The sequence below is a fragment of the Pseudomonas sp. D4-21 genome, assembly GCF_051132125.1.
Classification (GTDB): domain Bacteria; phylum Pseudomonadota; class Gammaproteobacteria; order Pseudomonadales; family Pseudomonadaceae; genus Aquipseudomonas.
The window spans coordinates 5153218-5174063 of the sequence record NZ_CP071664.1; the positions used below are offsets into that span (position 1 = coordinate 5153218).

General features: G+C 61.9%; 13 protein-coding genes. 2 read left to right on the plus strand and 11 right to left on the minus strand.

The features are described 5' to 3' along the window. Window positions 1–138 precede the first annotated feature (138 nt). The gene (locus J3Q04_RS23310; RefSeq protein ID WP_420764938.1) at window positions 139–849 is read right to left on the minus strand and encodes a TraX family protein; all 711 of its coding nucleotides are present in this window, start codon (window positions 847–849) and stop codon (window positions 139–141) included. A gap of 193 nt (window positions 850–1042) precedes the next feature. Here J3Q04_RS23310 and J3Q04_RS23315 point away from each other — a divergent pair, with 193 nt between their 5' ends. Then, on the plus strand, window positions 1043–2083 hold the full coding sequence (locus J3Q04_RS23315) for a low specificity L-threonine aldolase (RefSeq protein ID WP_434561919.1): 1041 nt from the start codon (window positions 1043–1045) through the stop codon (window positions 2081–2083). A 172-nt stretch (window positions 2084–2255) separates the two neighbouring features. Here the strand turns inward: J3Q04_RS23315 and gbcB are convergent, their stop codons facing one another. Then, complete coding sequence (gene gbcB / locus J3Q04_RS23320; RefSeq protein ID WP_434561917.1) at window positions 2256–3356, minus strand: glycine-betaine demethylase subunit GbcB; 1101 nt, start codon at window positions 3354–3356, stop codon at window positions 2256–2258. Between the two features lie 284 nt (window positions 3357–3640). Between gbcB and gbcA the strand changes: the two genes are divergently transcribed. Next, on the plus strand, window positions 3641–4936 hold the full coding sequence (gene gbcA / locus J3Q04_RS23325) for a glycine-betaine demethylase subunit GbcA (protein ID WP_434561915.1): 1296 nt from the start codon (window positions 3641–3643) through the stop codon (window positions 4934–4936). 116 nt (window positions 4937–5052) lie between these two features. On the opposite strand, the gene J3Q04_RS23330 is transcribed toward gbcA, so the two are convergent. From J3Q04_RS23330 to J3Q04_RS23370, 9 genes are all read right to left on the minus strand, one after another. Next, entirely contained in the window at window positions 5053–6297 is a 1245-nt protein-coding gene (locus J3Q04_RS23330; RefSeq protein ID WP_434609130.1) for a metallophosphoesterase, read from the minus strand. A 27-nt stretch (window positions 6298–6324) separates the two neighbouring features. Further along, complete coding sequence (locus J3Q04_RS23335; protein WP_434609128.1) at window positions 6325–8193, minus strand: hypothetical protein; 1869 nt, start codon at window positions 8191–8193, stop codon at window positions 6325–6327. A gap of 153 nt (window positions 8194–8346) precedes the next feature. Beyond that, entirely contained in the window at window positions 8347–11799 is a 3453-nt protein-coding gene (locus J3Q04_RS23340) for a GMC oxidoreductase (RefSeq protein ID WP_420764944.1), read from the minus strand. Between the two features lie 1097 nt (window positions 11800–12896). After that, entirely contained in the window at window positions 12897–13667 is a 771-nt protein-coding gene (locus J3Q04_RS23345; protein WP_420764945.1) for an electron transfer flavoprotein subunit beta, read from the minus strand. 15 nt (window positions 13668–13682) lie between these two features. Next, window positions 13683–14903 (minus strand): electron transfer flavoprotein subunit alpha/FixB family protein, encoded by a 1221-nt coding sequence (locus J3Q04_RS23350; RefSeq protein ID WP_434609125.1) that lies wholly within the window; start codon window positions 14901–14903, stop codon window positions 13683–13685. Then, window positions 14903–16852 carry a dimethylglycine demethylation protein DgcB gene (dgcB, locus tag J3Q04_RS23355; protein WP_434609123.1) on the minus strand — a complete coding sequence of 650 codons (1950 nt, stop codon included), beginning with the start codon at window positions 16850–16852 and terminating at the stop codon, window positions 14903–14905. The genes J3Q04_RS23350 and dgcB overlap by 1 nt, the downstream gene beginning before the upstream one ends. A gap of 171 nt (window positions 16853–17023) precedes the next feature. Then, the gene (gene dgcA, locus J3Q04_RS23360) at window positions 17024–19084 is read right to left on the minus strand and encodes a dimethylglycine demethylation protein DgcA (protein ID WP_420764948.1); all 2061 of its coding nucleotides are present in this window, start codon (window positions 19082–19084) and stop codon (window positions 17024–17026) included. A gap of 15 nt (window positions 19085–19099) precedes the next feature. Next, window positions 19100–19630 carry a DUF5943 domain-containing protein gene (locus J3Q04_RS23365; RefSeq protein WP_018612374.1) on the minus strand — a complete coding sequence of 177 codons (531 nt, stop codon included), beginning with the start codon at window positions 19628–19630 and terminating at the stop codon, window positions 19100–19102. A 79-nt stretch (window positions 19631–19709) separates the two neighbouring features. Beyond that, window positions 19710–20687, minus strand: a complete 978-nt coding sequence (locus tag J3Q04_RS23370) for a dipeptidase (protein ID WP_420765167.1) — start codon at window positions 20685–20687, stop codon at window positions 19710–19712. Window positions 20688–20846: the final 159 nt, after the last annotated feature.

Sequence of the window (20846 nt, forward strand, 5' to 3'; positions counted from 1 at the left end):
GTTTCGGTCGTGCCCTTTGGATGCGATGGTATGGCCGGCGCAGGCAGGTCAAATGCCTATGGACGCCACGCAAAGGTGCGTTTACGACATGGGATCAAATGGAATCGAACACCTTCCCTTGTGGTGAGAGAACAAGGGTCATGCAAAGGCTTGGCGAACCGCGAGCAACAGCAGAAAGTGCGCGGGATAGAGCAGATAGGCCCAACGTCGCATCGGCACCGGATGAAAACGACCCGCGTGTCGCAAAAGCACCAGGCCCAGCCCTGGCGCGATCAGGCAAGCCACCAACCCCCACAACGCCACCGCATCCCCCAGCCACGCGGCGCCATACAGCACCCGCCATTGATTGGCCGCCACGCACACCAGTCCCGGCAGCAAGGCCAGAAACAGCGAGCGCTTGAACGCCAGCAATGTCGCCAGTGGCAGCAGCACCCCATAGAAGCCAAACATCAACCGCGACGAAAACAGCGCCGCCAGCAGCAACGCCATCGCGGCCAGGCATCGCGCTTCCAAGGTGGGCGTCTGCCAACAACGCGCTACCAATAACCCAAGCACCAACGTAGGCATGACATTCAAGGTGGCGGGGGCGGGAATGAACAAGCGGTAGGGAATTTCGCTGACGGCGCTGAACAGCAACAGCCAGCCCAGGTAGCGCCACGCATCGGTGCCGGCGGCGCCGCCGCTGCGCGCCAGGTTTGCCGCCATCGCCAGGCAGAACCACGGAAACGCCAACCGCCCCGGCACATACAGCCAATCGACGGAAAAACCGACATATCGCAGATGATCGAGGACCATCGACAACAGTGCCAGCCACTTGAGCAGGTCCAGGGCGCCGTCGCGTCGACTCATGTGCGTCGCGGCCCTGGGGCTTTGTGATTTTCTGACAGAAACATCCCGTATGTTCCCCCGCTAATCTTGGGTAAAGTGCGCACCAACATAGACCACGGCGTTGCGCACTCAAGCACGCCGGACCAAGGAACCCCCATCCGGGAATTCCGCCAGGGATCTCTTACCCAGGACTCTCTAATCAAGGAGCACGGCCATGACCGACAAGAGTCAACAATTTGCCAGCGACAACTATTCCGGCATCTGCCCTGAAGCCTGGGCGGCCATGGAAGAAGCCAACCAGGGCCACCAGCGCGCCTACGGCGACGACGAGTGGACCCATCGCGCGGCGGATGATTTCCGTGCCTTGTTCGAAACCGACTGCGAAGTGTTCTTCGCGTTCAACGGCACGGCGGCCAACTCCTTGGCGCTGTCCTCACTGTGCCAGAGTTATCACAGCGTGATCTGCTCGGAAACCGCCCACGTCGAGACCGACGAATGTGGCGCGCCGGAATTCTTCTCCAACGGCTCCAAGCTGCTGGTGGCACGCACCGAGAACGGCAAGCTGACGCCCGACTCGATCCGCGAGGTCGCCCTCAAGCGCCAGGATATCCACTACCCCAAGCCGCGCGTCGTGACCCTGACCCAGGCCACGGAAGTGGGCAGTGTCTACACGCCGGAGGAAATCCGCGCCATCAGCGTCACCTGCAAGGAGCTGGGCCTGAACCTGCACATGGACGGCGCGCGATTCTCCAACGCCTGCGCCTTCCTCGGCTGCACCCCGGCCGACCTGACCTGGAAGGCCGGCGTGGACGTGTTGTGCTTCGGCGGGACGAAAAACGGCATGGCGGTGGGCGAAGCAATTCTGTTCTTCAACCACGACCTGGCCGAAGACTTCGACTACCGCTGCAAACAGGCCGGGCAACTGGCGTCGAAAATGCGCTTCCTGTCCGCGCCCTGGGTCGGCCTGCTGCAAAACGACGCCTGGCTCAAGCACGCCCGCCACGCCAACCGCTGCGCGCAATTGCTGGCGGAGCTGGTCAGCGACATCGAGGGCGTGGAACTGATGTTCCCGGTCCAGGCCAACGGGGTGTTCCTGCAACTCTCGGAGCCGGCTATCGCCGCGCTGACGGCCAAGGGCTGGCGCTTCTACACCTTCATCGGCAAGGGCGGCGCACGCTTCATGTGCTCGTGGGATACAGAAGAGGCGCGGGTGCGGGAATTGGCGGCGGATATTCGGGAAGTGATGGCCGCCTGAAGCAACGACCCATCGCTTCAGGCTTTTTGAGCTTTTGTGGCGAGGGAGCTCGCTCCCGCTGGGCTGCGCAGCAGCCCCATGCGGTCTATCAGGTAGTCCCCACCTACCAGATGACGACTGCTGCGCAGCCGAGCGGGAGCAAGCTCCCTCGCCACAGAGGGCCCGCCGCGATTTAAAACTCGATCCGCACATCCCCCTTCGGCACGCTGCAGCACGACAGGATATAACCCTCGGCCTCGTCGTCCTCGGTGATCCCGCCGTTGTGCTCCATCTCCACTTCCCCGCCCAGCTTCAACACCTTGCAAGTGCCGCAGATGCCCATGCCACAAGCCTTGGGGATCATCAGGCCGAGCTTGGCGGCGGCCGCGTGGACGGTTTCGCCCGGTGCTACGCCGATGCTCTTGCCGGAGGCGACGAATTCCACTTGGTGCAGGTCCGCCTGGTCAACTTCCGGTGCGTCAGCGGCCTGTTCGGCCTGTTCCACCGCATCGGCGCGGGCTTCCGGTGGCGTGGCGCCAAAGGATTCCTCGTGATAACGCTTCATGTCGTAGCCGGCGGCTTCCAGCAGGCGCTTGACCGCACTCATGTACGGCGTCGGGCCGCAGCAGAACACTTCGCGCTCGAGGAAATCGGGCACCATCAATTCCAGCATCTTGTGATTCAAGTATCCGCGGTACCCGGCCCACGGCTCGCCCAGGCCATGTTTTTCGCAAATCAGGTGCAAGCTGAAGTTGTCGATCCGCGACGCCATGTGCTCCAGCTCGCGGTGGTAGATGATGTCCTTGGGCGAGCGAGCGCTGTGGACGAAGGTCATGTCGACGTTGGCGTTGGTATCGTAGAACCAACGCGCCATGGACATGCACGGCGTAATTCCCACGCCACCGCTGAGGTAAAGCACTTTCGGACTCGGGAAATCGATGGCGTTGAACAGCCCCACCGGCCCGTGCACCGCCAGTTCCTGGCCCTCGTGCAGCGTATCGTGCAGCCAGTTGGAAACCTTGCCCCCCGGCACGCGCTTGATGGTCACCGAGAAGCTGTAGGGCACCGACGGCGAACTGGAAATGGTGTAGGAACGCATGATCGGCTGGCCTTCGATTTCCAGCTCCAGGGTGACAAATTGCCCGGGCTTGAAAAAGAACATGATCGGCTGGTCGGCCATGAAACAGAATGTGCGCACATCCCAGGTTTCCTGGATGACTTTGACGCAACGAACGATATGTCGGCCATTGGCCCAGGTCTGGGTGGTGACCGGGTTCAGGAAATTATTGGACATGCTGATCTCCACGGCCGACTGTCGGCCTTAATGATGGCGATTGTGCTTAGGCGCCTGTACCGCCATTTACCTATCTGCGACATTCACATACTTATCGCGACCAGCCCCCAACTACCGGGGCTTGCGCGTCGGGAACAGATTGGGCCATGTCGCCCATGGATAAGGTTGCGCCCCTGCGCGGCCCCACACTCGCCCCAACAGACAATCACAAATTTCTGCCTTGCGTAGCACAACCGATCAGCCACTTTTTTGATGGTCTCGTAGAGGACCATGAGGACAAAACGATGGACGTCACCACCACCCTGAGCCTGGGCGATCCGCTGGAACCCGCACGCAAGGCCACCGCGCAGATGCTGCAAGAGCGCGAGCGCACCTTTTCGCTGCCGCAGCCGTTCTACTCCGATGAGCGCTTGTTCGATATCGACATGCAGGAAATTTTCCAGAAGGAATGGTTGATCGCCGGCATGACCTGCGAAATCCCGGCCAAGGGCAACTACCTGACGCTGCAGATCGGCAAGAACCCGATCATTGTGATTCGCGGCGCCGAGGGCGTGGTGCATGCCTTCCATAACGTCTGCCGCCACCGTGGTTCGCGGCTGTGCACCAGCGACAAGGGCAAGGTCGCCAAACTGGTCTGCCATTACCACCAGTGGACCTACGAACTGGACGGTCGCCTGCTGTTCGCCGGCACCGAGATGGGTGCCGACTTCGACATGAAGCAGTACGGCCTCAAGCCGGTGAACGTGAAGACCGCCGGCGGCTACATCTTCATCAGCCTGGCCGAGAACCCACCGGCCATCGATGATTTCCTGTCGACCCTGAACCACTACATGGAACCCTACGACATGGAGAACACCAAGGTGGCGGTGCAAACCACCTTGATGGAAAAGGCCAACTGGAAACTGGTGCTGGAGAACAACCGCGAGTGCTACCACTGCAACGCCTCGCACCCTGAACTGCTAAAAACCTTGCTGGAATGGGACGACGTCACCGACCCACGCGCCGACCAGGCGTTCAAGGACCACGTGGCCGCTTCCGCCGCCGCCTGGGAAGCCGAGAAGATCCCTTACGCCCACGCCAGCTTCGGCCTGCGCAACCGCATCGTGCGCATGCCGCTGCTCAAGGGCACCGTGTCGATGACCATGGACGGCAAGCAAGGCTGCGCCAAGCTGATGGGCCGCATCAAGAATCCGGACCTGGGCTCGATGCGCATCCTGCACCTGCCGCACTCGTGGAACCACTGCATGGGCGACCACATCATCGTGTTCACCGTGTGGCCGATCAGCGCCCAGGAAACCATGGTCACCACCAAGTGGCTGGTGCACAAGGACGCGGTCGAAGGCGTCGACTACGACGTAGAGCGCATGCGCCAGGTCTGGGACGCCACCAACGACCAGGACCGTCGCCTGGCCGAGGAAAACCAGCGCGGCATCAACTCCACCGCCTACCAACCGGGCCCGTACTCCAAGACCTACGAGTTCGGCGTGGTGAATTTCGTGGATTGGTACAGCGAGCGCCTGCTCAACAACCTGGGGGCCGAACCTGCGCCGTACCTCAAGGGCGTTCCGGTCCAGGGCTAAGTCAGAAGCATCGTTGGATCGCCGCCCGGAGCAAGCTCGCTCCCACAGGTTCTGTGACCGACACAGAACCCTTGTGGGAGCGAGCCTGGTCGCGATAGCGGCCTGACATTCACCGACTACCTGGAAGACCACCGCACACTGCCATCCTCCCCATAAAACGTCTCGACAATCTCCTCCCCCTTTAGCTGAACCTTCACATACCCATTCAACACCCGCTCCGGATACGTCTCGTCCCCCGCCAGTTCAGTTTCCGACCATAGCACCCGGGCATGCCCGTTCAACTCGCTGGTGGTGCCATAGGGAATCGCCCCGTGCCCGGCGCAGCGCGCATGCAGCCCACCTTGGGGTGCGTAACAGATGCCATTGTGCAAATGGCCCCAATACCAATAATCCGGCTCGCGCCCCAGGGCGTCGCAGACCGGTTGATAAAGCGCGGTCTTGTTGTGCCCTGAAATATCGAAGCCTTGGTGATGACTGAGCACCATGAGCTTCTTGCGCTTGGGCAGGGTTTTCATCCACTCGATCTGCTGGGTGTTGAGGGTGCCGTCCATGTACAGGTTCATTGCGTCCGAAGCGTAGGCACTGTCGAGCCCGACCACCAGCCAGTCGTCGTTGTACAAGGCGAAATAACTGGTGCCCTGTTGCACCGGAAAACGCGACGCCAGCTCCTTGAAGTAGCCATGGGCGCCGCTGTACATCTCATGGTTGGAGTTGAGGGTGAACGACCCATGCTTGCCCTGCGGCCACCCGGCCATGTCGACATCTTCCTGGGAATGCGTGCCGGCGTAGTAGACATCGCCCAGGTGGATGGTGAAGTCAGCCTGGGCCAGTTGCATCTGGTTGGCGACGGCCACCGCGGGTGCGTGACTGTCGAACGGCCCGGTGCCCCAGTCGCCTGCGATGGCGAGCACCACGTCGTTGTCCATTTTCACCAGCGCCGGGGTGGTGGCGAACGTCGCGTGGTGGCGCAGGTTTTCAATCCATTTGAGCAGCGCCTCGCTCCACAGCAGGTCCAGCAATTCCCATTTGCGGCATCCCAGCAAGGTGCCGTCCTTGAGTACTCGGGTGCGCAGTTCGTCTTCGCTTTGCGGCAAGGCGCTGGCATTGCCGATCTTCAGGATCGACAAGCCATGAGCGAGCTCCCAGGGCACGGCCGGCTCATCGTCCGGCAGATCGCCGTGATCGATGACGTGCCGGGCCTGGTCATGGCCTCGCTGCAGCAACTTGACGATGGCCTGGAATTCCTCCGGTTCAAGATCGTTGACGAGTTTTTTCCAGGACATTTCCAGCCGCGTGACCAACCCATGCAGGCGGACCTTGACCTTGTCGAACTCATGTTCCCAATGATGCAGTAATGACATGTGGACGCTCCTTCGTTGTGCCCTGGGCTACAGGGTCTTCATGAATTCGATCAGGGCCCGCTTGTCGACGTCCGACAGTTGCGTGCCATACAGGTGACCGCCGTTGTGATTGCCTTCCAGGCGGGTGTCGTATTTGAAATCGGCCGACGCCTTCATCTGCGCGCCGCTGGTGATGAAGCCGACCTTCTCCTGGTCGTAGATATCGGAGCCGGTGTAAAAGACTTGCGGACGCTGCTCCGGCGCTTGCAGCAAATCCCACAAGGTCGGCACCGAACCGTTGTGCAGGTACGGCGCACGCAACCAGATGCCGTCGGTGGGCGTGTTGCTGTAGCTCTGGGTCTTGCGGTAGGCGCCAAAGTCGAACGGTGGTTTCTTGAAGCCGTGGAACGCGCTCACCAGGCCGGTGGTAAAGGAGTTCAGGCGATGGGGATCGGTGCCCAACTGGTCGATATTGGTGGTGACTTGCCCGGTATCGCTGCGCCCGAAATCGTGGCAACCGGCGCAGTTTTGATCCCAGATCGGCTTGCCCTGGGCAACTTTCCCTTGGTCCAGGGCGAACGGCCACGCCGGCGCCTTGTGGCCAAGCAGCCAGTTGGTCACGCGGTTGAAACTAGGCGGCAGTACCGATCCCGGCGTCGCGCCCACGGCCATGGCGGCGGCGTAGTTGCGTTCGTGGATCTTGTTGTTATTGCCGTCCCAGTGCAGGTACATGGACTCGCGAGGTTTCTGGTTCCACACCTGGGGCAAGTCCACGGTGCCGATGGTGGAGTCATCCGGGAAGCCAAAGACCACCATCTTGGTCGGGTTGAAGGTGTCGGTCCGCCCTGGCCCCTGGGCCGGACGCAGCTTCTGCCAGGCATAGGCCTGCTTCTGCTTGAGCAACGCGCTTTTTGCCATTGGGATGATCAGGTAGCGGTTGTAGAGCTTTTCGAAAAAGCCCAGCTGGAACTTGCCGTTGATCGCCGCCATGACGGCGTCGGGGGTGAATTTCGGGTCGCTGGCACACTCGTAGGCGAACCATTGGAAGGCTTGCAGTTGCAGGGTATTGGCCGGCGCGGCGGCGACGGGCACCGCGACATCGGAGGCATTGGCCCGATACGAACCGGTATGGCACAGGGCGCAGTTCGGCTCCACGGTGGGGTAGCCGAGCTGCCGCTTGGCCATGCCGATGGGCAGGTCGTTGCCATTTTCATAGAGAAAACCGAACACCTCGTAGCCGCCTGGCTTGGGCATTTTTTCCGGACACATCTGCGGCAGCACGGCGAACAGGTAATAGGGAATCCGCGCCTCGATGCCCAGGCCGATGGCGGCGTATTTGTAGTGATCTTCATCGGATGCAAAGTCCGGTTGCGGCACTTCCCGGATCATCTGGGACCAGGTCTGGTAGCCGATGAAACCCAACAACAAGACCACCACCAACGTGCCGACCCTGAACGCGTGGCTCTGCCAGCGCAGCGCCCAGCCGGCGCGCCACTCGCGCCAACCGGCCTGGAGCAAGGCCAGCGGACGGTTGGCCACCGGGCTGCCCAGGTAAAGCAGCACGCCCAGGATCAGGAACATGCTCAGGTCGCCCATCAACATCGGCACGAACAACGAGCCCTGGTTGTTGGTGTTGATCAGGTAGATCCAGAACACCACCGCCACCAGCCGCGACAGCACGCACAACCACGAATGCACCACGAAACGCGGCGCGTTGAAGCCCGAAGGCATGTAGAACAGGCTGATCCCCACCAGCAACATGCCGGTGTTCTCCAACCAGGGATCGGACAGCACGGGCGGCAGGCCAAGCATGGACGTCAGCAACGCCGGCGCGAACAGCGCCGGGATCGCGAAGACCATGTTCATGACGATGCCGATCCAGATGATGCGTTGGAACCAGCGGATGTGAGCGTTCATGGCATCCTTTTCCTTATTCTTGACTCACCACAAAACCCATGTGGCGTGGGAGCTTGCTCCCGCTGGGCCGCGTAGCGGCCCCCAAGACTTCAAAAGCGACGACTGCTTCGCAGCCGAGCGGGAGCAAGCTCCCTCGCCACCGAGGGCCGCCAGCTAGCCCAGCGCCGTTTTCTCCAGGTGCTCAAGAATGATCGGATACACATCCACCACCGCATCCTTGCCGAACATGCAGTCGATGTGACCGTAGCCGGGTATCTCGTGGCGGCTGAACAGTTGCGGGCCATGCATGTCGCACAGCCGCTCGTAGGTCTTGAGGGTGCTTTGCGGCAGGTAGCACTGGTTGTCGGCACCGCTGATGAAGCAGATCGGCAAACTCAACCGATCGAAATGCGGCATGTAGACGTCGTTGCCCTTGAAGTCCACCAGATGCCCCTTGCGCACGATCAACGCCAGATGCTCGAAGGTCTGGATGTTCGACTCGCCGAACAACTCGTGCAGGTTGTCGTGCAGGGTTTCGTTGAGGGTGTCGTGGCGGTACAGCGAGGCGTACATGAACGTGATGCGATGGCAGACCGGGTTGGTGCAATAACCCTGAGCCTCGATCCGGGCATAGCCATTGAGGGCCTTGTCGTAGAGTTTGTTGAACCAGCTTTCCTTGGTGTCGGCGTAGGCCGTCATGGATTTGATGCCGATGGCATCGAGCACTCCCGGCAGGTGCAGACCGGCCTTGAGCCCCGTGGCGGTGGCGACCACCGTGTCGGCCGCGATCTGCGAGCAAACCACCGAACGCACGCCCTGCAACCCGGCGAGCATCGACATGAAGAAGGTCGTCGCGCCATAGCAATGCACCACGCATTGCACGTCGCGGGCCAGGGTCGCCTGCTGGATCTGCTCGATGGCCGCCTTGAAGTCGTACTGGGCCACCTGGTCGCCATTCCATTCATGCTTGCTGGCCGGCAGCAGGATGCTGACGCGCAGGTCCAGTAGCCAGACGTCATATTCGTGCTTGCACAGGTACTCCAGCAGGTTGGTGTGGATGGTGTCGGTGGAGAAGATATTCGAGCCCACGCCCAGGCCATGCACCAACATCACGGGGCCTTTGCTGCCAGCTTGGTAGCGGGTCAGGCGAAGCTCGACGTTATCTTCGGTCTGGAAGAAATGCACCACCGGGGCCGGCGCATCCAAGGGGCGTTTCAAGCGTGGCGGCGCGTCCGGGTTGAAGTAGACGTCGCCGGCGAAGACGCCGCCGTAGCTTTCCCACAAGATACCCGCGAAGAACTTGCCGAACCGCGCCAACGCCTCCACGCGCTCGCGCTCATTGCGGGCGTTGAGCACTTTCATGGTGGTCATCTGCTTGGCGAAGTCGGCCGGCAGAATGTGCATGACGCCGGAGCCGAGCACCGCGCCGGTCTTGTCCGGCCCGCGATAAAGCGTGACGTACAGCGTGCTGGTGTCGTGCCAGATGTTCAGCACGCCGTTGTCCTCGGGCACGGTCTTGAAGGCGCTGAAGTAATAATCGCTGCCGTCTTCGGCGGTCAGCTTCATGTCGTAGTTCATGTGCCGCACGCCGACCTGTTCCTGGTATTGCTCGAACAGGTTGAATACGCCATTGCTGGCAACCAGGGGCTTGGGCGACAGCAGCGGCGCATCGAGGGTGCCCACCAGCGTCGCGGCGTGCTCCGGCTCCTTGATCAGGCGATTGAGGTCGGCGGCGGTGATGGTCAGGGTGAACTCGATGGGTGAGTTATCGGCCTGGCCGCGCTTGGCCGCCGCTTCGTAAAGGCTGAGGTCGGTGCCTTGGGGCTGGGTGAACGCCGTGGAGAAGAAGCCCTTCATGGTTTCGGTGAACTGCACGCCGAGGGTTGGCGCCGCCACCGGTTTGCGCGGCGCCGACGGTAGCGTGTAATCGATCAGCCAGCCGCGATCAGCCGCCAGCAGCCCCATGTTGCGCTCACTCACTGCTGAAATCGTCAGCAAGGGATTGACCGCCAGTGAGGTCGGAATCACCGAGCCGTCCGTCACATACAGGCCCGGGTAGACGTCGGTGCCGCTGGCGCCGCTGAACACCTGGCCCTTGTGGTTGACCACGCCCTGGACCGCGTCCTCGCCCATCACGCAACCGCCTAGTGGATGAACCGAAACGATGCTGTGCTTGAGCAACTTGGTCCAGATCGGATTCTCGACCCAGATCCCGCCCAAGGCCTTGGTGCTCTGGTGCAGGCGCTCGTTGCCAAGGGTGACGTTTTCCTGCTCGCCGACACCGGGCCAGTCGATGCGCAGTTGGTCCTTGTTATCGAGCACCATGCGGCCCTTGCCGTTGTCATGGCTCATGATCAAATAGGTCTGCATGTTGTGCAGCGCGCCGTAATACGGCCCACGCAGGAAACTCTCGGCCTCGCGGCCCTTGTACTTGAGGCTGGCACCGAAGCCGGTGTCGGTGGGCACGCCGATCGTTTCGGCGAACGCCGCCATGCTTGGCACCATGGCTCGGCCGAGGGCGCCGGGGATCGAGCCTTCCTCGATCACCATGCGGCTGCGCCAGTCGCCCTCGGTGCGCATGTCGATGACCGACGTAATGCATGGCCCCACCGGCTCGAGTTCCTTGGCCGAATGGGCGCCAAAGCCGATGCCGTTGATCACTTGATCGCAGTTGTGGCCGAAACCGAGGATGTCACCGTTGCCGCTCATGTTTTCGCCCAACTGGGCGGACATCGACAGGCCCTTGTCCCGCGAGCGCAGCATGATTTCGGTGGAACCCAGGGTGCCGGCGGACACCACCACGATGTCCGCGCGCACAAAGAGCGTCGGCGCCGAAAACATTTCGCGACCGCTGTCCAGGTATTGGAAATGCACGATCCAGCCGTCACCCTCGCGCTCCAGGTGACGCACCTCGGCCTGGCAGAAAATCTCCGCGCCATGGTTCCAGGCATCCGGCAGGTAGTTCATCAGCGTGGTGTTCTTGGCCTTGTTGTTACAGCCCGAGACGCAGTCGCCACAGCCATTGCACGGCAGTTGCTCAACGCCGACGTGATTGAGATTGTTGGGCAGCTTGTCGAAGGTGACGTTGATCGGCGGTTTGTAGAAGTGGGCGCCTTGCTTGAGGTAGTCCGCCGACTTCTTGTGGGCGTCGAGCTTGGGCAGGTTCGGCGAGGACGCCGGATAAGGGTTGGGCTTGAGCATTTCACGGGCCCGGGCGTAGCCGTCCTTGAGCAACGTATCGCTGTGCTCGCGCATCGCCAGGGGCCAGCGCGGGTCCTCGAAGACACCGGGCTCGGCTTCCAGCGCTACGTTGGCGTTGATCAGCGAGGTACCGCCCAGGCCACACCCGACCACGACGTTCTGCTGGGCGTTGACGTGCAGGTCGAACAACCCGGTGCGCGAACCGATGTGGCCGTCCGGGTCATGCACCTGCAATTCTTCGGTGGCGGCGAGCAAGGTATTGGGATACTCGCCGGGCTGGATCTCCCGGCCGCGCTCCAGCAGACAGACCTTGCGCCCGGCCCGGGACAAGCGTGACGCGGCGATACCGCCGCCGTAGCCGGAACCAATGACGATAACGTCGTAGTGCTCCTTGATTTCACTTATGGGGGTCGAGATCCGTGTCATGTTCAAGTCCTCTCAGGCAGAAGGGGCAACTCTGCGGTTGCCTGTAAATTCACAGGCGCAGGAACGCCTGGCCACTATCCCGTATGGGTTGAAGCGGCAGTCAACGGTGACTGGGGAAAAGCTCAGGTGTTATAGGCGTGCACGCTGATTGGCCCCGCGACGATGGGTGCGTCGAAGCGGCGAGACGGCAGGCGTAGGGATGCATGTCGGGGCTGAAGCGGGAAACGGTTGGGGGGCCTTGCTATCCATCGTGCGTTCTCCCTGAACCAGATATGGATAATGTTCGCTGTCCTTGTGCCATGAGTGAAGACAGGCGACACCCCTACGTCAAGGCAGTTCCTTAGAACTGTATGAAATTTGATCTATCGCGATTAGCACTAAGCCGGCCGCGGCTTCCAGAGTTTGGCGAACAAGTTATCCACATGACCACCCACAGCAAATGGGGACAAATGTGCACGCGCCGGCAATTTACCGAAGGCAATGTGAATAAAATCCGTGACTTATCAAACGGCAACAGTTTCCTGACGGTGTGACTGTTTTTTGATCAGCACTCTGAGAGCCTTTGATTTAAAGGGCTACAGGGCATAGCGAACACCTTATCCACAGAAGCGCCAACAGGGTTTGGGGGTAACTTTGACGGTTTTGTGGAAAACCCATTTCACGCCCTATAGATCCGTGTTTTCCAGTGGTTTTCCGGGTGACGGCGCGAATCTGGCTATTATTTGATCAGCGCCGTGAAAGCCTCGAAGCGCTTGGCCTGTAGCGGAGAGCGAACATCTTATCCACAGAAGCGCCAACAGAGATTGGGGGCAAGTTTTGCTCGAAGCGGGGTTTTATTCACGGAGAAAAGCCAATAAAAACCGTAAGTTAGGCTGGCTGTTTTTTGATCGAAGGGCTACAGCGCCTGATTGGCGTGGGCCGTAGCGAGGGGCGAACAGGTTATCCACAGAGGCGCACACAGGGATTGTGAGTAACGCCGAACAAACTATGGGAGCGAGCCTGTTCGCGAAGACGGCGCATCGGTCGATACCTTCAGCGGCTGACGGAGTGTCTTCGCAAGCAGGCTCGCTCCCACAGGGTTTTGTTTTGAATTGGGTTTAACGAACCACCCCTTCCTCTACCAACAATTTGAGAATTGCCTCTGCCCCTGCCTCCGGGCTCACGCCCTTGAGCACCTGCCCGCCCCCGCCGCTGGCCTTGGCCGTGGCGGCTTTCATGCGATCGGCGCCGCTCTTGGCCTTGATCACTTTCAGGCGCTTGGGTCTTGGCTTGGCCGGTTGCAGGGTCGCCACGGCCAACAACGTATCGTCAATGACCTCGACCTCCTCAGCATGCAACGCCCCACGCCGCGCCGGGCCGTAGGCGCTTTGCCGAGGTTTTGGCGCGGCGTTATCCACAGTGGCGAGAAATGGCAAGCGCACCTTGAGCCGCCGCCGCTGACCACGGGGCAAGGCTTGCAACACCAGGGCCGCGCCGTTTTCGATGGATTCGACCTGGGCCAGCCCCACCACCAGCGGCCAACCGAGGCTCTCCGCCAGCAAAAATGGAAGCATGCCCGAACCTTCGCCGGTTTCCGCCTGGCTGCCGGTCAGCACCACCTGGGCGCCGGCGTCACGCAGATAGTCGGTGAGGGCCGGCAGCGCGTCGGCTCCGACGGGGTTTTCCAGGACGTGAAGTTCATCCAGCCCCATGCCCAGATAAGCGCGCAACGCCGGTTCCGCCACATCCCCGGCATGCAGCACTTGCAGGTCGTTGCCGGCCAGCTGCAGGCCCAGTTCCACGGCACGGGCGTCTTGCTCGGCGCGCCGTGGCCGACCGGAGGTCGGGTGGGCGCCGATGGAGACAAGGCTGATCACTTGGGTACTCATGAACGTTTCCTTAGCTTAAGCCGCATCGCGCCTGGCTTCGTTGCGGTAAGCCTCTACCGCCGCGATCAGGGCCTGGAGAATCGCCGCGCTGTCACCGATCACCGACAGGTCCGCCCGTTTGATCATGTCGCAGCCCGGATCGAGGTTGATCGCCACCACCTTGTCGCAGGCGCCGATGCCTTGCAGGTGCTGGATCGCCCCAGAAATCCCGACGGCCACGTAGACCCTCGCCGTGACCCAGGTGCCGGACGCACCGACCTGGCGATCCCGGGCCATGAAACCGTCGTCCACCGCTACCCGCGAGGCACCCTCGGTCGCGCCCAATGCCGCCGCTGTCCTGTGGAAAAGCGCCCAGTCCTTGACGCCGTTGCCGCCGGAGAAAATGAACTCGGCCTCGGCCATCGGAATCGCACCCGGGTCAACCGCCACCGCGCCGAGGTCTTCAATGCGCGACAGGCTGCGCGCCACGCTTGTGGATAACTCCACCGGCAGGGCTTCGTGACGGGTTTCGCTGACCGGCTCGGCGCATTCGGCGGCGGCCAGGATCAACCGCGCCAATGGCCGAGCGAGGTCTTGCAGCCCTGCACCGGCGCGGCCGACGCAGGCCTCGTCCTTAACCTGCCAGACCCGCGTGGCCGGGCGCTCGCCCAAGGCCGCGGCAAAGCGCCGACCCAGTTCGCCACCACCGCTGCGGCTGTCGGGCAGCAGCCAGTGGCGTGGGTTGAATTGGTTATCCACAGCCCGTAACCCTTGCACCCGCTGCTCCGGTGCATAACCGCTGAATTCCTCGCCATCGAGCACCAGCAAGCGGTCCACGCCCGCCGTGGCGAAGGTGTTCTCCTTGTGTTCGCCGAAGACCACGGCCAGCACCGCCCCGTCACTGCCGGCCAGCTGATGGGCCAGGCCCAGCAAATCGCGGTCGTGGCTGCTGAGGCGGCCGCCGACCATATCCGGCACAACGCTGATATAGAACGCCGGTTGCACGATTTGATGCAGTGGCAATTGCACTTGCGTCGCGGCAGTGCGCTTGGTTGCACCGCCCTGCTGGGCACCGCTGCGATCAATCCGTTTGATCCCATTGGGGCCGATGAAACCCACGCCATGGACGTTCTTGCGAATGACGCCGTTGGGCCCCATCCAGCTGTGCTGCACCGGTTGCATGGCTGTGTGCAACGGGTGCAGCCGGTTGCGGGCAATCCACTCGGCGCGAGGGTCGCGGCGGATGATGTCGCTCATTAATGCACCTCCGCAGGTTCACGTTTGGCCGGCGCCACAGGCTTGCGCGGCGCGGCTTCTTCTAGCAGCGCGTCGGCCACCAGTTCGGCAATGTCCTTGATCATCGGCCGAGGTTCGACCACGCCTTCGAGCATCGCGGTGCATTGTGGACAACCCACCGCCACCAGCTCGGCGCCGGTTTCACGGATGTCTTCCATGCGCATGTCCGGGATGCGCTGCTTGCCCGGGATGTCGGTGATCGGCGCGCCGCCGCCACCGCCGCAGCAACGGGAACGGAAACCGGAACGCTGCATTTCCTTCACCTCGATGCCGAGCGCACGAAGCACTTGGCGCGGCGCTTCATATTCGCCGTTGTAGCGGCCCAGGTAGCAAGGGTCGTGATAGGTCACGCTGTCGCCCTTGTGCTGACCAAGATTCAGGGCGCCGGCGTCGATGATCTCGGCCATATAGGTGCTGTGGTGCTGCACCAGGTAATTGCCATCAAAGGCACCGTATTCGTTTTTCAACACGTGAAAGCTGTGGGGGTCGCACGTGACGATGCGGTTGAAGCTGTATTTGGCCAGGGTCTGGATATTGCGCTTGGCCAACAGCTGGAACGTCGCTTCATCACCCAGGCGCCGGGCCACGTCGCCGCTGTCGCGCTCCTCGAGACCGAGCACGGCGAAGTCGATTTTCGCCGCCTTGAGCACTTTGACGAAGGCACGCAAGGTGCGCTGGTTGCGCATGTCGAAGGCGCCGTCGCCGACCCAGAACAGAACGTCGGTGGATTTCTTCTCGCTGAGCAGGTCGAGGTTCAGGTCCGCCGCCCAATTCATTCGCCCGCCCGGGGCGAAGCCGCCGGGGTTATCGGTGGCGATGAGGTTTTCCAATACTTCGGCGCCCTTGTTCGGCGTCGCGCCTTTTTCCAGGGTCAGGTGACGGCGCATGTCGACGATGGCATCGACGTGCTCGATCATCATCGGGCATTCCTCGACGCAAGCCCGGCAGGTAGTGCAGGACCACAGGGTCTCGGCGTCCACCAGGCCGTTGACGATCGGCTGATGTGGATTGCCGCCGTGCTCACCCACCGGTTTGCCTGGATAAGGGCTGCCGGCGAATTTCGCATCGGTGCCGCCGGCCAGGCCGACGACCATGTCCTGGATGAGTTTCTTCGGGTTCAACGGCTGGCCGGCGGCGAACGCCGGGCAGGCCGCTTCGCACTTGCCGCACTGCACGCATGCGTCAAAGCCCAGCAGTTGGTTCCAAGTGAAGTCCTTGGGTTTTTCCACGCCCAGCGGTGCGGCAGGATCGTTCAGGTCCAACGGTTTGAGACCGGTGGAACGGCCTCCACCGAAGCGTTCGGCGCGACGGTGCCAGGCCAGGTGCAGGGCACCGGCGAAGGCGTGTTTCATCGGCCCACCCCAGGTCATGCCGAAGAACAATTCCGACACGCCCCACAACACGCCGACACCCAGAATCGCTGCCACCAGCCAACCACCGAAGTTTTCCGGCAGGATGCCCGCCACCGGCAGGGTCACCAGGAAGAACGACGCCGAGAAGGCCAGCAGGCTTTTCGGCAGGCGCATCCACGGGCCTTTCGACAAACGCGCCGGCGGGTTGCGCCGACGCAGGTACATGAAGATCGCGCCCACGAACATCACCGCCGACATCAGCAGCAAGGCGTAGCCGAGGATGCGGTTGTGCAGGCCAAAACCATGGACCAGGATCGCCAACACAATCGACGCCACCGCACCACCCGCCGTGGCGACGTGGGTGTTGGCAATGTATTTGTCCCGCGCCACCACATGGTGCAGATCCACCATGTAGCGTTTGGGCATGGCAAAAAGTCCGCCGATCAGATCGACCTTGGCCGGTCGTCCCCGGCGCCACATGTTCACCCGCCGCAAGGCGCCGAGGGCAGCGAGGCCCAGGGCTGCGAACAGCAGGATTGGAAGAAGGGTGTTCAACATAGGTGTTGCTCCCAAAGACCTCAGGGTCTTGCAGGCCAAACTGCGTGGATGCCTTGCCCGATTCCTGTGGGAGCGAGCCTGCTCGCGAAAGCGGTGGATCAGTCAATCCAACAGTGACTGACAAAATGCATTCGCGAGCAGGCTCGCTCCCACAGGGTTATCCACAAGCCGTTAGAAATCCTTGCACAACCGCAGGGCGTCGTAGATGGCCGCGTGGGTATTACGCTGGGCCACGCAGTCGCCGATGCGGAACAGCAGGTAACCATCGCCGCTCTGCTCCAGGCACGGCTGGGGTTTGATCGCGAACAGGGCTTCGACGTCGATCTGGCCCTTGTTGCGCGAACCTTCCTTGAGCGCGTAGTAGATTTCTTCGTCCGGCCGCACGCCGTTCTCCACCACCACTTGGTCGACCACGCGTTCTTCCTTGGCGCCGGTGTATTCGTTCTCCAGCACCGCCACCAGCTTGTCGCCTTCGCGGTAGACCTTTTCCAGCATCATGTCCCCGGTCATGATCACTTCCTTGGGGTACATGCTGCGGTAGTAGGTGGGGAACGAAGTCCCGCCAATGGCCACGCCCGGCTTGATGTCGTCGGTGACGATCTCGACCTGGCTGCCCTTGTCGGCGAGGAAGTCGGCCACCGACATGCCGGTGAATTCGCAAATGGTGTCGTAGACCAGCACGTTCTTGCCCGGCGCGACCTTGCCGTCGAGCACGTCCCAGCTGCTGACCACCAGCCCTTCGGCGGCGCCCCAGTGTTCGTTCTGCTCCACGTTCGGATGACCGCCGACGGCGAGCACCACCACGTCCGGACGCAGGTCCATGATGGTCGGCGCGTCCGCCGCCACGCCCAGGCGCAGGTCGACTTTCAACCGCGCAAGTTCCAGTTGGAACCAGCGGGTGATACCGGCGATCTGGTCCCGTTGCGGCGCTTTCGAGGCGGTGGTGATCTGTCCGCCGATGAATTCCTTCTTCTCGAACAGGGTCACGTCGTGTCCACGTTCGGCGGCCACGCGCGCCGCTTCCATCCCGGCCGGGCCGGCACCGACCACCACGACTTTGCGCTTGGGCCCGGTGGACTTCTCGATGATGTGCGGCACGCCCATGTATTCACGGGACGTCGCGGCGTTCTGGATGCACAGCACGTCCAGGCCCTGGTACTGGCGGTCGATGCAATAGTTGGCGCCGACGCACTGCTTGATCTGGTCGACCTGGCCCATTTTGATCTTGGCGATCAGGTGTGGGTCGGCAATGTGGGCGCGAGTCATGCCGACCATGTCGACGTAGCCGCCCTCCAGGATCCGCGTGGCCTGGTTCGGGTCCTTGATGTTCTGCGCGTGCAGCACCGGGACCTTGACCACTTCCTTGATACCGGCGGCCAGGTGCAGGAACGGCTCCGGTGGATAACTCATGTTCGGAATGACGTTCGCCAGGGTGTTGTGGGTGTCGCAACCCGAACCCACGACGCCGATGAAGTCGAGCATGCCGGTGTCGTCGTAGTACTTGGCGATCTGCTTCATGTCCTCGTGGGACAAGCCGTCCGGGTGGAACTCGTCACCGCACAGGCGCATGCCCACGCAGAAATCCTCGCCCACTTCGGCGCGCACGGCCTTCAGCACTTCCAGGCCGAACTTCATGCGGCCTTCGAAGCTGCCGCCCCATTCGTCGGTACGCTTGTTGACCCGCGGGCTCCAGAACTGGTCGATCATGTGCTGGTGCACGGCCGACAGCTCGACGCCGTCCAGGCCCCCGGCCTTGGCACGCCGCGCGGCCTGGGCGTAGTTGCCGATCACCCGCCAGATTTCTTCTGGCTCGATGGTCTTGCAGGTGGCACGGTGCACCGGCTCACGCACGCCGGACGGCGACATCAGGGTCGGCCAGTTGAAGCCGTCCCAACGCGAGCGACGGCCCATGTGGGTAATCTGGATCATGATCTTGGCGCCATGCTTGTGCATGGCGTCGGCCAGGTTCTGGAAGTGCGGGATGATACGGTCGGTGGACAGGTTCACCGAGCTCCACCATTCCTGCGGGCTGTCGATGGCAACTACCGACGAGCCACCGCAAATCGCCAGGCCGATGCCGCCCTTGGCCTTCTCTTCGTAATACTTCACGTACCGGTCGGTGGTCATGCCGCCGTCGGTGGCGTAGACCTCCGCGTGCGCGGTGCTGAGCACGCGGTTGCGGATGGTCAGCTTGCCGATCTGGATCGGCTGGAACATTGCTTCAAAAGCCATGGCGCGATCCTCGACTTACAACGGCTTGACGATGAACAGGCCGTCGTCGTGGCCTTCTTCGGAACCGCCGTAGACCTGCTCGGCCACGGTGCGGATCTGGCTGCCGCGCGCGGCGAGGATCTGGTCCATGGCGCCGGCGAACCAGCCGGTGAACATGTAGTCGACCTTGCGCCCGACCTTGCCGTACACATAGACGAACGCCGAGTGTTCGAGCTTGACGCTGGCGGTGCCTTTGTCCAGGTCAATGTCCTGGATCTTGAACAGGCCCCAGCCACGCTGCGACAAGCGCTTCATGTAGTGTTCGAACACCGCGACGCCTTCCAGGCCGTGGCATTCGGCTTCTTTTTCACACCAGTGCCAGGCGGATTTGTAGCCAGCCTTGTAGAGAATCTCGGCGTAGGCGTCGGCGCCCAGCACTTCCTCGATGCCCATGTGGTTGTTGACGAAAAAGTGGCGCGGCACGTACAGCATCGGCAGGGCGTCGGAGGTCCAGACACCGGTTTCGCTGTCGACTTCGATAGGCAGTTGCGGGGCGATCTTGGCCATGAAAACTTGACTCCGGAAATTCGTGATGTGCCTGCGGCGCGAGTGGCCGCAGGTAAAGGATTCAGTGACGCGACGGCGTTTATTCGCCCCAGACATCTTTCAAAATGTTGACCCAGTTCTCGCCCATGATCTTGCGCACCACCCGCTCCGGGTGACCGCGCTTGAGCAGCGTTTCGGTGAGGTTCGGAAACTCGCCCACGGTGCGGATGCCCAGGGGGTTGATGATCTTGCCGAAGCTGGTCAGACGACGGGCGTAGCCCTTGTCGTGGGTCAGCATTTCGAAGAAGTCCTGGCCGTGACCCTGGGTGAAGTCGGTGCCGATGCCGATGGCGTCCTCGCCGACGATGTTCATGGTGTACTCGATGGCTTCGGCGTAGTCGTCGATGGTCGAATCGATGCCCTTGGCCAGGAACGGCGCGAACATGGTCACGCCGACGAAACCGCCGTGATCGGCGATGAACTTCAGTTCTTCATCGGATTTGTTGCGCGGGTGTTCTTTGAGGCCGGACGGCAGGCAGTGGGAGTAGCAGACCGGTTTCTTCGATTCGAGGATGACTTCCTCGGAGGTCTTGGAGCCAACGTGGGACAGGTCGCACATGACGCCGACGCGGTTCATCTCGGCGACGATTTCGCGACCGAAGCCCGACAGGCCGCCGTCGCGCTCGTAGCAACCGGTGCCCACCAGGTTCTGGGTGTTGTAGCACATCTGCACCACACCGACGCCGAGCTGCTTGAAGATCTCGACGTAGCCGAGCTGGTCTTCGAAGGCATGGGCGTTCTGGAAGCCAAAGATAATGCCGGTCTTGCCCTGTTCCTTGGCGCGGCGGATGTCGGCGGTGGTTTTCACCGGGATCACCAGGTCGCTGTTCTCGCGGATCAGTTTCTGGCTGGCAACGATGTTGTTGATGGTGGCCTGGAAACCTTCCCACACCGACACCGTGCAGTTGGCTGCGGTCAGGCCGCCCTTGCGCATGTCTTCGAACAGGTCGCGGTTCCACTTGGCAATGATCAGCCCGTCGATAACGATGCTGTCGGCGTGCAATTCGGCTGGGCTCATCAGGCAGTCCCCTTGTTGGCGATTCATGCGCCGAATCGTGTGCCGGCGCTTTGGGGCCAGCATATGCCGGAGGGCCGTGGCGACCGGGTGCAAAAACGACAGGGGAATTGCCGAAAGCGTCAATCCACGACAATGGGCTGCGACGGGCCCCCTCTGTCC